The following is a 12,443-nucleotide window of genomic DNA, read 5'->3' on the forward strand; positions in this document are numbered from 1 at the left end:
AAGGAAAGCAATCATGAAGGAAGTAAGAATTCGTCATTGGTTACCTTTAATTATATTAATTGGTCTATTAGTCCTTTTTTTTAGTTTTCGTCTGGATAAGTATTTAAATTTTGAATCCTTAAAAAAACATCATTCCTTATTGTTGTCATGGACCAATAAACATATCTTTATGGCATCTTTTCTTTTTATTTTGGGTTATATCTTTTCTGTTGCAATTTCTTTTCCTGGGGCAGTTTTTCTTACAATAATTGGTGGTTTCTTATTTGGTATATTTTGGGGTGTAATCTATGTAGTCTTTAGTGCCACAATTGGCTCCATGATTGTTTTTTTTGCTGTTCGTACATCCTTAGGCGAGTGGTTAGCTGACAAAGCGTCAGGATGGGTAGGGCGAATGCGTAAAGGATTCAAGCACAATGCCTTTTTTTATTTGCTTACTTTACGCTTAGTGCCTCTATTTCCCTTTTGGGTTATTAATATTGTACCTGCACTTATGGATGTGAATGCAAAAACATTCCTAATAGCCACACTAATTGGTATCATTCCTGGGTCCCTAGTTTATGTAATGGTTGGTAATGGTTTAGGCCATGTATTTGCTGCGAATCAAACACCTAATCTTCATATTATTTTTGAACCCCAAATCTTAGGACCTTTATTGGCACTGGCTGGTCTTTCTTTAATCGCACCAATTTATAAATTTTTTATTGGAACCAAATCTACGCAGCGCAATTCAAGCAATAAGAAAGCAACCGATGAAAACAAAATCATAAATTATGATTTGACCATCATTGGCGGTGGAGCAGGTGGTTTAAGTCTTGCATCGGGTTGCGCTCAATTAGGGCTAAAAGTAGCATTACTCGAATCAGATAAAATGGGTGGAGATTGCTTGAATTATGGATGTGTACCATCCAAATCCTTATTAGCTGCAGCAAAAGCTTGTTACAATGCCCGATGCGCAGAGTCTTTAGGACTACATTTTAAAGAATTGAGTATTGATTTCCCTCAAGTAATGAATCATGTGCAGCATGTCATTAGTCATCTCGAAGAGCATGATTCAGTTCAACGATTTGAAGCTTTGGGCGTCAAGGTGATCCTAGATTCTGGGACATTTCTCAGCCCAAGTGCGATGAGGGTTGGAGATCAAGTTATCCAAAGTAAATTTTTTGTCATTGCAACGGGATCTTCACCTTTTATACCCTCTATTCCTGGATTAGATAAAGTCTCCTATCTTACAAATGAAACCGTATTTTCTTTAAAAGAACAGCCACAACATTTAATTGTAATTGGAGGAGGTCCTATTGGTTGCGAACTAGCTCAAGCTTTTGCCATGCTAGGATCCAAGGTAACGCTTTTAGATGCAGCAACTATTCTCCCTAAAGATGATGCGGATTGTGTTCAAATTGTTCGTGATCAACTGGAAACTATGAATATTGCCATTTATGAACACATCAAAGATCTTCAGGTAGAATCACATTCCAAATCTAAAATAAAAATATCATTTAGTGATCCTAATGATCATGTAACCATTACTGGAAGTCATTTGCTTATCGCAACAGGCCGTAAAGCGAATGTTGATGGCCTTGATTTACATAAAGCAGAGGTTAAATACACATCTAAAGGTATCAAGGTGAATAAACGATTACAAACCAGCAATAATAAAATTTATGCGATTGGGGATGTAATCGGAGGATTTCAATTTACGCATATGGCAGAGTATCAAGCAGGGATTGTCTTACGCAATATAGTGTTTAAATTCCCCTTCAAAGTAGATTATCGCGCAGTTCCATGGGTTACCTATACGGAACCGGAATTAGCTCATGTAGGTATGCTCTTGGCTGATGCTAAAAAAAACTCGAACATTAAAGTTTTTGAATGGCCTTTTATGGATAATGATCGTGCACAAACAGAACGAACTGTACAGGGCAAAATTAAAATTATCACAGATGCAAAGGCAAAAATCTTGGGTGTGACAATTGTAGGACCACATGCCGGCGAGCTTATCTTACCTTGGGTTATAGCAATACGGGAACAAAAGAAATTACGTACGTTTACCGATACAATCGTGCCTTATCCTACTTTAAGCGAAATCAGTAAACGAGTTGCCAGTGCGTATTATACACCCAAACTGTTTTCTAAAATGACCCGAACCCTGGTTCGATGGTTGCAAAAATTAGGATAGCTCTATGATAGAACAACATTTAAGAGAATATTATCAACAAGTATTGGTTAATCCAGTAGTCACTCATTTGCATCGTTTCATAACGCCTAATCAAATTACTTTATTATCTGGAATATTAGGTATTCTTATTCTTCCAGCCCTAATCATTCATCAAGAAATTCTAGCAATTGCTTTGCTGCTTTTATCGGGCTATTGCGATACATTAGATGGGACCTTAGCACGTTTTAATCATCATACATCCAACTGGGGATCTGTATTAGATATTATGATCGATCGTTTAGTGGAATTCATCGTTGTTTTAGCTTTATGGCATGTCTCACCTGTAGATCGTGGTCTCTGGTGCTTGTTGATGTTGGGAAGCATGCTTTTGTGCATAACCAGTTTTCTTGTTGTAGGTATTTTTTCAGAAAACCAATCTCAAAAAAGCTTTCATTATAGTCCTGGACTTATGGAGCGTGCTGAAGCATTTGCCTTTTTTATTGCGATGATGATATGGCCGCGCGCGTTTATCTCTCTTGCTTCTTTATTCACCGTTCTTGTAACTTTAACTGCTCTAATTCGTCTGATTCAATTTTATAACCAACAACAAGCAAAATGAAAAAAAATTGATAAAAGGTTAGAGTGCTTTGCAACTAACCTTTTAATAGATTACCAAGCTTCCCCAAAAGGGCGAACTTCCACCTCAAATGACCATGTAGATGGTGCTTGTTGCGTTAACCAAAATACCGTATCGGCAACATCATCTGGTTTTACGAAGAAACTATCCGGTTTATCAGGCATAAATTCCCTGGTTTTTGGTAAATCCACAATTCCATCAATAAGAACCAAGCCGACGTGAATACCCATAGGACCTAAGTATTTAGCCATTGATTCAGCAAGACTTCGTTGGGCTGCTTTTGCTGGGGCAAATACTGCAGTATTAATACCTCCTCGTTTGGAGGCTGTCGCACCTATTATGATAAGTTTTCCCTGACCATTTTGTTTCATTTCAGGGATTACGCACTGGCTTACAAGCATTAACCCTAATGCATTAACGCGCCAACTTGCTTCAAAATCTTTGGGTTTAATTTCTTCTATATTACCCCATACCCCAGAGCCAGCATTGTAGACGACCACATCGATTGTACCCAAATCCTGATGAATTTGATTAAAAGTTTTTTGTATCGAATCATTCTGACTGACATCACATTCATAGGCATGTGCATTACCTAGTTCATTTGCAAGCTCATAAGCGAATTTTTTTGAGCGAGCGAGTAAAGCCAAATGGTATCCTTCTTTAGCAAAACGCGAAGCAAAGGCAGCACCGTTCCCAGGCCCAACCCCAACAATAACGCATACTTTTTTTTCCATATATATCTTCCCATAACAATAAGTTATCCATTCTGTTCCAATTTGTTTGATCAATCAAATAAGTATTATCTCACTCAGGTACCGATAGCATCCAAACAATGCTTACTAGCATAACTAGGAAGTTGGAATGAAGCGTGCTAATTTTTGAAAAACATTTACATGTGAAATGATATTGAACATAATTGCTTCTTTTTTTTTCAATTAAAATATGAAACGATTTTTTAAGCCCTCTAAAAGAAAAATTTCCTTTCAAGAATACATGCAAGATACTTTACTTCTAGCAAAGCGAATTGTTTCGGATTGTGGCCAACAACGTTATAGTAGTGCCCAATTAGAATTAGCTCTTGTCTCTTTTGCAGATCTTCTAACATTAAAACAAGAAATGGATGATGATATTGAGGTAGAATTTCCCGAATTGGAATGTGACTGGCTTGCTGGCTTTGACTGGCTGGATCTTTCGGTACATTTTGGTGATCCTGATGCCATTAAATATTTTAAGAATAACCTGCAAAGAGAAGATTTTTCTGCCGAATATCAAAAGTATAAAACATATATTCGTCCAGATTGCGATTTAGAGTTGCATGAAGGTAACGGTAAGTCTCTAAAACGATAGATAAAATTGTCCTAGACACTACTATAAGGGCTAGAAACTGACGCTCGTTAAATACTCTAGCTCCATTGTATAATTACAATTTCCGATACGTTCCATTATTAAAAACTAGATAGGCTTCGCCACGATAAGAGATAACTTCATCAAAAGGAAAGAGCGCTTTAAGCTCTGAACAATTGAGATCACTTCCAAGCCATTCTATTGAGGCCACTTCTACTGAGTTAAACCCAGAGTATCTATTTTTTAAATTAAGTGTAAACGCTTGTGTAAATGGAGTAGGGAGTTTATGCATTAATGATATTAGGTCTGTAAGAATAAATTTATTGTATTTAAAAACTAATTTAATATGAGCAATTGAATTTGTCGGAGTCGGAATAAAAATCGCAACACTCTCTTGATTCAGTTGTTTTGCCAAGAGAGACGCGATAAAGAACGTTTCTTTTCGAGATAATTTCTGTAAGGGCGAAACATAAAAAATCTCTGAGTTCTCCGCTGTGAACCGTTGCGATTCTTGCATTGTATAAGCACCCAGAGCGTTTTTAAATTCGCCTACTTCCATATGCTTTTTTTGTAATACACGAATAGCACTTTGGTTAAGCTGATGCTGCTCTTTGCCGACTAAACGTTGGTACGCTTTTTCAAGATCAAGGATTTGATTATTATTTGAGTAAAACAATTGAATGCTATTTGAGGCGGTAAAACCTATAAGATGATAGGTTAAAAAATAGAATATAATAAAAAGATTAAATAATTTTTTCTCTGACATTGGAAAAGCCCCTTATCGTTTTTCATTGGATGATGAATCGATTAGTAGGATGGGATCCTAAGCTCCTCATAATAAATAGGATTAATCAATAAAACTTTGTCAATTAAGAAGTTAAATCTAATTATGCTGTATTTTGAGGATCATGGATTCTAAGGTTAAACCAGGCCCAAAAGCACAACTAAAAATATGCTTTTCCATATCTTTGCTATTCAATTTATCCCAAATATTTTTTAAAACGAATAATATGGTTGCTGAGGACATATTCCCATAATTTCTTAATATATCGTAGGAATGTTGGTTGTCTTGAGGGGAAATTTTTAATGCTTTTTCACATGCCTGAAGAATTTTAATACCGCCTGGGTGGATGGCATAATAATTGATGTCCGCAAACGAATAATTAGACTGTGTTAATAATTTTTCAACAAACAGAAAAATTCCTGACTCAATTGCTTCGGGCACATAAGAACTCAGTATAATATCAAATCCATAATCTGTGATTGTCCATGCCATGTCCTGGCTTGTTTGAGGAACTAAATCACAATAAAAGGACTCTATACTCAAACATTTGTTTGAATGAGCTTCTCCCTGAATCAAAGCGGCTGCAGCTCCATCAGCAAAAATTGCATTTGAAACGATATTCTCTATTTTAAAGGTATTTTGAAAGTGTATTGTACAAAGTTCAACACAAACTAAAAGTACATTGGCATTAGGCTCAGTTTGACAAAATGCATTTGCTACTTTTAAACCATTAAACGCTCCATAACACCCCATAAAATTGATCGCAGTACGTTTTACCGATGAAGTTAACTCAAGTTTTTGTATAATTTCAATGTCAATTCCAGGAGCATACATACCCGTACAGCTAACTGTAATTAAATGTGTAATCTTTTTTCTATCAAACTCAATGCTATTTAAGCAATTCTCAATGGAAACTATAGCTAAATTTAGTGCATTATCCTTATACAAATTCATTCGCTGTAAGGTTGATGGAAAATTTTCTTTGGGTGTATTAGGAAAAAATTCAAATTCCCCTGGCTGTTTGCAATAATCGGTTAATACACTATATCTAGTCTCAATTCCTGATGATTTATAAATTTTTTTGAGCACCTTTTTTTGTGCTTCATTGAGATGAAAACCCACGGAAATAAGATTAGCAATCTCATCTTGTGTTCGTTTAAAAGGCGGGGTTGCTATTCCAATTGCGGTAATTTTTGATGGCATTTTTTCCCTTTTTTTGCAGACATCCTCGAAAGCCAGTATGTTATAGCTTATAAGTTTATAGCACAAATCATTATTGCAATATTCAAATATACGATGCAGAATTAAATTTCCCTCTTTAAAATGAAATGGCCCGATTGAAAGTACGATCACATGAAAAGGAACTCATCGATCTTGGACAGGATTTTTATACGCCTCAAGAATACGAACAATCCTTAAAAAAATTATTTAAAATCAATAAATTAATGGGAATGTTTAAAAATACAGTCAATTTATTGCATCAATTTCCTTCTAGTTCTATATTGACTGATGTGGGATGTGGAGGCGGATTATTTTTAATTAATCTTGCTAAATACTTTCCTAAAATGCGTCTAATAGGATTAGATATCTCACATGATGCGATTAAACTTGCAAAAGAAGAATTAATTAAATGGGAACAAAAAAATGGAGATGCGCAAGTTAAGTTTCAAATCCAATTAAAACCTGAGCTCGAAATCAATACTCGCGTAGATATCATTTTACTTAATTTGGTATGCCACCATCTGAATGATGAAGAATTAGTCTCGCTCTTAATAAAAGCAAATGATACAGCGCATAAAGCTGTGGTAATTAATGATCTCCATCGTAATTTTTTTGCTTATTGCCTTTATAAAATAATCAGCCCAGTATTATTTCGTAACCGACTTATCACCCATGATGGTCTATTATCGATTAAAAAAAGTTTTACCAGAACGGAATTGAATTTTTTCCTACAACAAGCAGGTATTAAAAATTATCAAATCAAATGGCACTTCCCATTTTGGTGGAGTATTCTTATTCTGAAATAATTATGGATTAAAATTTATGACTCTGGATGTGCTTATCATTGGAGGAGGGCCTTCTGGTGCAACTACTGCATTATTACTTGCCCAAGCAGGATGGTCTGTAGGGCTAGTTGAAAAGAAAAAATTTCCTCGAAGAAAGGTCTGTGGTGAGTTCATATCGGTTACAAGCTTACCTCTAATACAAAAACTTGGTTTGGAAGAGTTCTATCTAACAAATTGTGGACCGGAAATACAAAAAGTCGGTTTATATGCGGATGATCTTATTTTGACCGCAAATATGCCTTCCATTGGAGCATCAAAAAATCTATGGGGACGGGCGCTAGGCCGAGAGTATCTTGATACAGAACTCCTAAATAGAGCTAAATTAGAAGGGGTTTGTGTTTGGCAACCATGTGAAGCTCTCTCTGTACAACGTTCTAAAGATGGATTGTTTCTATGCTCCCTAAAAGAAAATGATAAAACAATCGAGATAAAGGCTTCTTTAGTTGTTATTGCAAATGGTTCATGGGAAAAAAGAATCGATGCACAAGAGAATAAAATACACAAAGCCTCTGATCTCCTTGCATTTAAAGCACATTTTAGAAACTCCAGCTTACCTGTAAATTTAATGCCACTTCTCGCTTTTCCTGGTGGCTACGGCGGCATGGTTCATAGTAGCATGCAAAGAGTCACACTTTCTTGTTGCATTCGGCGAAATGTTTTGCATGACTTGCGTTTAAAAAATCCAGGTGTACAAGCAGGTGAAACGGTGTATCAATATATATTGAACCAATGTCGAGGGGCTAGGGAAGTGCTTAGTTATGCAGAGCGAGAAGGAAACTGGCTATCAGCAGGGCCAATTAAACCTGGTATTCGTAAGTGCTATCAGAATGGTTTCTTTTTTGTTGGTAATATTGCAGGGGAAGCTCATCCTATTGTGGCCGAGGGAATTAGTATGGCCATGCAGTCGGGGTGGTTGCTTGCGCATTGTTTGATGCAATTTAAACTCAACATACGAAGAGGGCAGCATTTGGATGATGCGGGTACATTTTATACGAAGCAATGGTATAAATACTTTAGTAATCGCATCCATGCAGCTTCGTTTTTTGCACAATTAGCGATGATGAAGCCTTGGGCAAGATCGTTATTGCGACCCATAATCAAACAATTCCCTGGGGTTTTAACCATGGGGGCAAGATTTAGTGGAAAAATACAACAGGTTGTACCTATCAATGAACGCTAAAATGAGTCATTTCGATATAAATGTTGAAACATTAATTCTGGTAGCGATATGGGGACAGGATCCAAGTATTGTTCAGGGATGTTTTAAAGTTTCTACGCTTCGTGCTCAGCGTGAACAGTATTTTCTTTTTCGATGTGAAATTAAAAATAATCCACAAACAGCACATATTGAAGATGAATTTTATCCTGAAAATTACCAATTCACCCATTTTTACAATCAAGAACAGGTCATCTATTTGAATGAAACAAATGAGTCTCTGGAATACGCTGTATACATATTAAAATATGCACTTCACGTCACTATAAAAAAGATGTTAATCACGAATCCTCAAAAACACCAATTTCTTTCTATGGATGATGTATTTATAAACTCTTTGATGAAAAAAATTAAACCTTTATTGAATAAAGAGGAGTTGTGGAGCGAGCCATTGAACGAGATAGGTTTTGCAGTTGCGATGGATTTTTGTCCCCAAGAAAAAATGGGTGAAGCAGCAGTACAAGCTCTTTTAGCCAATTTTCATTAACTTCTATCCGTTTAGGTAAAAAAACTAGTCAATACACATATCTTGTCCACAAAAGAAACATTTTTATAAATTCATGATAAACTTCGCATCCCTTTATTTTGGATAGAATTCTATGTTTGAACTATATAAAAACAATCATTATGTTATGTACTATGAAAACCAAAACAATAGTTCTGGACCCACGCATTTACTCACAGTTAAATGCTTAGCTACAAACAAGACCACTGGAATGTGGGTGGATCCAACTAACACCAGTACTGATGCAAAACTTCTGGACAAAATTCTACGCCTTGAAGAGTTGAAAAAAACCCTTAATCAAGATTCCTATGAACATGAAGTTGCTTGTTTTATAGAAAAACTTATAGAAAATGGTGGTTATACGTGTCTTGAGATTTCAAGTTTAATGAAAGATGCATTAAAACATCATAAAGACCCACAGCATTTGTTTGAAACAATTAAAAACATAGATGTTTCATACATTCGTAATGAAGATCATCACCGGTTTCATAATATTCAAGAAATGAGAAACGCAGTAGCTGGATTTATTAGAACACTTACCGAATTCATTTGTACTGTTTTGTCTATCCCTTCGGAAAATTCCGTCACAGAAACCTTGGTAAAATTTAATATTTATCAAAATCCTGTTACCAATAAAACACTAAAAAAAGAACGAGATGAAGAACACGAACAAGAGCTAGACGAAGAATCAACTATTAAACCTTAAACGGTTTAGGAAAGGGTTAGGGTAATTAAAAGCAATATCGCTCCATTAGGTCTGATTATCAAAATAATCAGACCTAACATGGTAAGCGTAGTGGCGGATTCAATTGACGTTTAGGGCTACCATAGCGCTTACGATACTTCTTTTGTTGGTGTCTTAGGTGGTTAAACAGGTTTCCGCCGTGTTTCTTGTTTGCTAAAGTAAACTGATAAATCCATTCACCACTTAAAGGAAATAATCCCTTTCGCTTAGCATAGCCGCTGATTTGTTCAGGACTCCACTCCTGTTTTAGCTTCTCGATAATAAATGCCTTAACCTAATCATTGGCTTAACATACTTTGGTTTATCGCGCTGTCGGTCATCAGCATACTTTTGAGCATAGTTTGCTTTATAGGTCCAATAACCTAAACGCGTTCGGACAAACGTTAGATTGCGATTAAGCTCTCCACTAATCGTCGATTTATGCACGCCTATTTCATCTGCTATTTGTTGCTGTGTATAGCCTGCATGCACAAAAGCTTGAATTTTACAGCGCTTAAGATAGTCCAAATGCTTGTAACCCATTTTACAACTCCTGTGGTAAATCAGCAGAAAGTTTACTCACTTCTTTCTGCCTCTTTTATATACAAAAGTTGCACTAGTCAGTTGAATTCAAGGAGAGGTCGTTATGACCTTTCCCAAATTTTAACCTTCTAAATTGCTCTTACAAGAACAATAATTTTTAACCCAATCCATATAAGTAATAAACCCAGGAATATGAACTTGCGTCTCATTAAACCTACTACTTATATGGAAATATAAATTAAAATTAGGGGGCTGCCGAATTTATTTGCACTTGATCTTCAGTTTCTCGTACAAAAGGTTTCTTTGTAAAAAAACCAATTTTTTCTTTTGCTATTAAAAAAAACTTACGGTTTTCTAGCTCTGAAAAACCAGTGATAAAGGATAAAATACGCTCAAGTATTTCTGCTGGAATTCCTTGTTCTACTAACTGATCACCCGCCTGTTCCCACGCAAAAGCTTTGATAATATCATTAGAATTTATCTTAGACATAACTGAATAATAAGTTTCAGCCTGGTTAAAGTTTAAATCATATTTTTGCATTAATTGACTAATTTTTTCTACTATTTTCTCCACTTTTTCAAGCAATAGAGTTACATCCAAGTCTTCATTAAACGTGGCAGCATATTCTGCAAGTTTTTTGCGAAATTCTTTGTTAGAGGTTAAGCAGAGAGTTCGGGTAAGGTTTGGGCCATCTAAGTAACCAGCAAGAGCGTAATAGAATTCTAATCCTGTATAGACTTTCATTGTTGTAGGAAAAGGATTAAAAACTATACCCGAAGCCTCAATTGAAGTCATCTTTTGTAAGATATTGTCGGCTTCAGATAAACAACCTATTTCAATATAACCACTTACAATGGTAAATAATGCCAACACATTATCATTATTTACAGTGGTAAATTCATCTACCTTATCTTGGAAATGCCCTCCTTGAATAAAACCTTTTATAGCGTTATATTTTAATAAAGGATTACCAAAAGATAACTTTATATATTCTTCTGAAAATATAGTTTGATTTTTTTCCAACAATGTCTTAGATTTTCTAATACATTCTTCATAGGTATATCCTTGTCGTGAAAACCCTACAGTTAGTGAATAAAGGGTTCTCATTAATTGAAGTTCAGATAGTTTTTTCTCTGCAAAAATAGTAGCTAAAAGAGTATCAAGATGAATGGCATGATTACCATAGGTATACCCTTCAACAGCGTCAACGAAACCAATCGAAAAGGACATAAAATCTAAATTTCCAATATGATCTAATAACGAATTAACAGCAACAACATTGCCCTCTTCAGCAAGCAATTTTATTGCCTTCTTCGCAGCAATAACATTCGGTGTTAGTGACTCTTTCAAGTGTGGTGATAATAATTTATGTAGCTCTTCCTGATTGTTTTCTACAGCACATTGATAAATTCTTCGATATAAATAAGAAATATTTTCTTTTGTAACGGGGGAGCATGAATAAAACCCTTCAATTGATTTAAATAAAAACTGAGCAGAATGAAAAATGAATGGATGATATACAATACTGCAAATAGAATAGCAATCCTTTATAGCTAGAATTTGCTACTCTGATTTAAATAATTCTTTAACTTGTTTCTTCTGTTTTTAAGGTTTTTTGGCCGACTATGACTCTTCCCTATTTTTCTAAATAGAGCAATTTCCACTTTTACTCACTTCTCTTAAATACAGAAAAATAAGGTTTAGTGGAAGGGTTTTAAGTCAGATTCCATTATTTGTTAAAGGTTTTAAAGACTTAGGAGGATTCAACCCACTAATGCAACCATACTTTCTTCGTCATCTGTTTGCGGTAAAAATAACATAGTTGGTGTTTTAAAGCCTGATGTTTGTCTTGTTCTGTGATTAAGTTTATTCATAATAATTTTTAAGTATTCGTCAGTTATTGATTCAAAGCTTGCACCTTTTTTTAAATATTGGCGCACCAGTCCATTGGTATTTTCATTTAGTCCACGTTCCCAAGATGAATAAGGATGAGCGAAGAAAAAATTTGAGTTTAATTGCTCAGCTATTTTCTCATGATAAGCAAATTCGGAGCCGTTATCGGCTGTGATTGATAACACTAAATTACAATATGATTTTAGTGCCTCTATGGTGGCTTTACTCACATTATCAGCAGTCTTTTGGTTAACCTTTTTAAGGATAGTAAACTTAGTCTTTCGTTCAACGATTGAAACCACGGCATGCTTACGATTCTTGCAAATAATGGTATCGATCTCCCAATCACCAATTCGAGCCTTTTCATCCACAATTTTTGGCCTTTCGTCAATGAAGCGCCTGTTTCTAATCGGCCCTTGACGTTTAGGGCTACCATAGCGCTTACGATACTTCTTTTGTTGGTGTCTTAGGTGGTTAAACAGGTTTCTGCCGTGTTTCTTGTTTGCTAAAGTAAACTGATAAATCCATTCACCACTTAAAGGAAATATCCCTTTCGCTTAGCATAGCCGCTGATT

Annotated in this window: 13 protein-coding genes; 7 read left to right on the plus strand and 6 right to left on the minus strand. The window is 35.4% G+C overall.

All coding sequences use genetic code 11. From position 1 onward, the window contains the following. Nucleotides 1-13: 13 nt before the first annotated feature. Both HBNCFIEN_RS08325 and HBNCFIEN_RS08330 read left to right on the plus strand, forming a co-directional pair. The gene (locus HBNCFIEN_RS08325) at nucleotides 14-2,176 is read left to right on the plus strand and encodes an FAD-dependent oxidoreductase (RefSeq protein WP_255464161.1); all 2,163 of its coding nucleotides are present in this window, start codon (nucleotides 14-16) and stop codon (nucleotides 2,174-2,176) included. Nucleotides 2,177-2,180: 4 nt separating this feature from the next. Further along, the gene (locus HBNCFIEN_RS08330; RefSeq protein ID WP_182390655.1) at nucleotides 2,181-2,774 is read left to right on the plus strand and encodes a CDP-alcohol phosphatidyltransferase family protein; all 594 of its coding nucleotides are present in this window, start codon (nucleotides 2,181-2,183) and stop codon (nucleotides 2,772-2,774) included. A gap of 50 nt (nucleotides 2,775-2,824) precedes the next feature. On the opposite strand, the gene HBNCFIEN_RS08335 is transcribed toward HBNCFIEN_RS08330, so the two are convergent. Beyond that, nucleotides 2,825-3,526: an SDR family NAD(P)-dependent oxidoreductase gene (locus tag HBNCFIEN_RS08335; RefSeq protein WP_182390656.1), complete on the minus strand. Its 702-nt coding sequence runs from the start codon at nucleotides 3,524-3,526 to the stop codon at nucleotides 2,825-2,827. A gap of 208 nt (nucleotides 3,527-3,734) precedes the next feature. On the opposite strand from HBNCFIEN_RS08335, the gene HBNCFIEN_RS08340 reads away from it, so the two are divergent. Further along, nucleotides 3,735-4,139, plus strand: a complete 405-nt coding sequence (locus tag HBNCFIEN_RS08340) for a hypothetical protein (RefSeq protein ID WP_182390657.1) — start codon at nucleotides 3,735-3,737, stop codon at nucleotides 4,137-4,139. 73 nt (nucleotides 4,140-4,212) lie between these two features. On the opposite strand, the gene HBNCFIEN_RS08345 is transcribed toward HBNCFIEN_RS08340, so the two are convergent. Both HBNCFIEN_RS08345 and HBNCFIEN_RS08350 read right to left on the minus strand, forming a co-directional pair. After that, nucleotides 4,213-4,902, minus strand: coding sequence for a hypothetical protein (locus HBNCFIEN_RS08345; protein WP_182390658.1), 690 nt, complete (start codon nucleotides 4,900-4,902; stop codon nucleotides 4,213-4,215). A gap of 117 nt (nucleotides 4,903-5,019) precedes the next feature. Further along, nucleotides 5,020-6,123 (minus strand): type III polyketide synthase, encoded by a 1,104-nt coding sequence (locus HBNCFIEN_RS08350; protein ID WP_182390659.1) that lies wholly within the window; start codon nucleotides 6,121-6,123, stop codon nucleotides 5,020-5,022. Between the two features lie 125 nt (nucleotides 6,124-6,248). Between HBNCFIEN_RS08350 and HBNCFIEN_RS08355 the strand changes: the two genes are divergently transcribed. From HBNCFIEN_RS08355 to HBNCFIEN_RS08370, 4 genes are all read left to right on the plus strand, one after another. Beyond that, nucleotides 6,249-6,947, plus strand: coding sequence for a methyltransferase (locus tag HBNCFIEN_RS08355; RefSeq protein WP_182390660.1), 699 nt, complete (start codon nucleotides 6,249-6,251; stop codon nucleotides 6,945-6,947). Nucleotides 6,948-6,963: 16 nt separating this feature from the next. After that, complete coding sequence (locus HBNCFIEN_RS08360) at nucleotides 6,964-8,166, plus strand: NAD(P)/FAD-dependent oxidoreductase (RefSeq protein ID WP_182390661.1); 1,203 nt, start codon at nucleotides 6,964-6,966, stop codon at nucleotides 8,164-8,166. A 1-nt stretch (nucleotide 8,167) separates the two neighbouring features. After that, the gene (locus HBNCFIEN_RS08365) at nucleotides 8,168-8,689 is read left to right on the plus strand and encodes a hypothetical protein (protein WP_182390662.1); all 522 of its coding nucleotides are present in this window, start codon (nucleotides 8,168-8,170) and stop codon (nucleotides 8,687-8,689) included. A 112-nt stretch (nucleotides 8,690-8,801) separates the two neighbouring features. Further along, on the plus strand, nucleotides 8,802-9,413 hold the full coding sequence (locus HBNCFIEN_RS08370; RefSeq protein ID WP_182390663.1) for a hypothetical protein: 612 nt from the start codon (nucleotides 8,802-8,804) through the stop codon (nucleotides 9,411-9,413). A gap of 285 nt (nucleotides 9,414-9,698) precedes the next feature. Here HBNCFIEN_RS08370 and HBNCFIEN_RS08375 read toward each other — a convergent pair whose 3' ends face one another. The 3 genes from HBNCFIEN_RS08375 to HBNCFIEN_RS08385 all read right to left on the minus strand — a co-directional run bounded on the left by HBNCFIEN_RS08375 (nucleotide 9,699) and on the right by HBNCFIEN_RS08385 (nucleotide 12,416). Next, the gene (locus HBNCFIEN_RS08375; protein ID WP_182390664.1) at nucleotides 9,699-9,974 is read right to left on the minus strand and encodes a helix-turn-helix domain-containing protein; all 276 of its coding nucleotides are present in this window, start codon (nucleotides 9,972-9,974) and stop codon (nucleotides 9,699-9,701) included. 244 nt (nucleotides 9,975-10,218) lie between these two features. Continuing rightward, nucleotides 10,219-11,274, minus strand: coding sequence for a hypothetical protein (locus tag HBNCFIEN_RS08380; RefSeq protein ID WP_182390665.1), 1,056 nt, complete (start codon nucleotides 11,272-11,274; stop codon nucleotides 10,219-10,221). Nucleotides 11,275-11,738: 464 nt separating this feature from the next. Next, on the minus strand, nucleotides 11,739-12,416 hold the full coding sequence (locus HBNCFIEN_RS08385) for an IS30 family transposase (RefSeq protein WP_182393652.1): 678 nt from the start codon (nucleotides 12,414-12,416) through the stop codon (nucleotides 11,739-11,741). Nucleotides 12,417-12,443: the final 27 nt, after the last annotated feature.

The organism is Legionella sp. PC997, assembly GCF_014109825.1.
In the GTDB taxonomy this organism is placed as follows: domain Bacteria; phylum Pseudomonadota; class Gammaproteobacteria; order Legionellales; family Legionellaceae; genus Legionella.

Coding starts and splice junctions, on each gene's coding strand:
- HBNCFIEN_RS08325 (WP_255464161.1), top strand. CDS start 14: ATGAAGGAAGTAAGAATTCGTCATTGGTTACCTTTAATTATATTAATT.
- HBNCFIEN_RS08330 (WP_182390655.1), top strand. CDS start 2,181: ATGATAGAACAACATTTAAGAGAATATTATCAACAAGTATTGGTTAAT.
- HBNCFIEN_RS08335 (WP_182390656.1), bottom strand. CDS start 3,526: ATGGAAAAAAAAGTATGCGTTATTGTTGGGGTTGGGCCTGGGAACGGT.
- HBNCFIEN_RS08340 (WP_182390657.1), top strand. CDS start 3,735: ATGAAACGATTTTTTAAGCCCTCTAAAAGAAAAATTTCCTTTCAAGAA.
- HBNCFIEN_RS08345 (WP_182390658.1), bottom strand. CDS start 4,902: ATGTCAGAGAAAAAATTATTTAATCTTTTTATTATATTCTATTTTTTA.
- HBNCFIEN_RS08350 (WP_182390659.1), bottom strand. CDS start 6,123: ATGCCATCAAAAATTACCGCAATTGGAATAGCAACCCCGCCTTTTAAA.
- HBNCFIEN_RS08355 (WP_182390660.1), top strand. CDS start 6,249: ATGGCCCGATTGAAAGTACGATCACATGAAAAGGAACTCATCGATCTT.
- HBNCFIEN_RS08360 (WP_182390661.1), top strand. CDS start 6,964: ATGACTCTGGATGTGCTTATCATTGGAGGAGGGCCTTCTGGTGCAACT.
- HBNCFIEN_RS08365 (WP_182390662.1), top strand. CDS start 8,168: ATGAGTCATTTCGATATAAATGTTGAAACATTAATTCTGGTAGCGATA.
- HBNCFIEN_RS08370 (WP_182390663.1), top strand. CDS start 8,802: ATGTTTGAACTATATAAAAACAATCATTATGTTATGTACTATGAAAAC.
- HBNCFIEN_RS08375 (WP_182390664.1), bottom strand. CDS start 9,974: ATGGGTTACAAGCATTTGGACTATCTTAAGCGCTGTAAAATTCAAGCT.